This is a genomic window from Haloferax sp. Q22 (genome assembly GCF_001482285.1).
Taxonomy (GTDB): Archaea; Halobacteriota; Halobacteria; order Halobacteriales; family Haloferacaceae; genus Haloferax.
In genome coordinates, this window is record NZ_LOEP01000050.1 from 1 (window position 1) to 1,297 (window position 1,297).

The 1,297-nt window shown below is 56.6% G+C and carries 1 protein-coding gene; it reads left to right on the forward strand.

Features of this window, described 5'->3' with window-relative positions:
* On the forward strand, positions 1-1,207 hold a 1,207-nt coding region (locus AM590_RS18435; RefSeq protein ID WP_157575489.1), incomplete at its 5' end, for an RNA-guided endonuclease TnpB family protein.
* Positions 1,208-1,297: the final 90 nt, after the last annotated feature.

The window sequence follows — 1,297 nt, forward strand, 5'->3', positions numbered from 1 at the left end:
ATACCGTCGAACCGCCGTCATCAAACTCGACACTCCCGAAGGGGCCGACCCACTCCTCCGCGAGACAGTCGAGCAGTTCAAACACTGCGCCAACACCGCAAGCGAATGGTGCTGGCACGGCGACGACGGATACCACGTCACATCCAAAGCCAAAGCCGAACAAGCCCTCTACGACCAACTCCGCGACGAAACCAACCTCACCGCCAACCTCGTCCAGAAAGGGATTCGACGAGCGGTCGAAGCCGTCAAAAGCGGAGTCGAACGCCTCAAACGTGGAGAGAATACGTCACAACCCTACTTCTCAGCGAACAGCGCGGTGTACGACAAACGCAGTGCGACGTTCCACCGCGACCACGTATCCCTCTCCACCGTAGACGGCAGAATCGAGTGCGACTACATCCTCCCCGACAACTCGGAGAAACCGCCGACAAAGTACATCTCCGACGAGGACTTCGAGTTTCGGATGGCACACTTGCAGTACCGAGACGGCGACTGGTACTTGCACGCTTCCATGCGGAATGTCGAAGCAGATGACGAACCTGAATCCGATTCCAAGCACAGAACAGTCCTTGGTGTGGATTTGGGCGTCAACAACATCGCCGTCGCTTCGACAGGACGGTTCTGGTCGGCTGACGAGTTCAACCACTGGCGAAACGAGTACGAGAAACGCCGTGGGTCGCTCCAACAGTGTGACTCGCGTTACGCTCACGAGAACATCGAATCAGTGGGTCGTAAAGAGACTGGACGTTTCGAGATATACTTGCACACGGTGGCGAACGAACTCATCACGGAGGCCGTCGAACACGACTGCTCACACATCGTGTTCGAGGACTTGACGCACATTCGGGAGAACATCCCGAAGGCGACGTGGCAACACGTCTGGGCGTTCCGACGCCTCTACGAGTACGTCGAATACAAAGTAGAGGAGTACGACGTGGAAGTCGTACAGGTTGACCCTCGGAACACGTCTAAGCGGTGTTCGACGTGTGGGTTTACCCACGGCGACAATCGGTCTGGTGAATCGTTCTGTTGTCAGAAGTGTGGATACGAGAACCACGCAGACTACAACGCTTCAAAGAACATCGGTTTGCAGTATCTCCGTCGTCGGCAAAACGCAAACGACGGAGGCGCACCCGTAGATGTGCGCTTGAATCGCGGGACGCTGAACGTGAACGGCGAATATTCGCCTACTGCTCTCAGCAGTTAGAACGGGAGTCCACGCGAAAGCCTCGGGGTCGTCCGAAACGGCTGCGCCGTTTCGTGATGACGAGAGACCGTAGGTCTCTCGAACCACTTG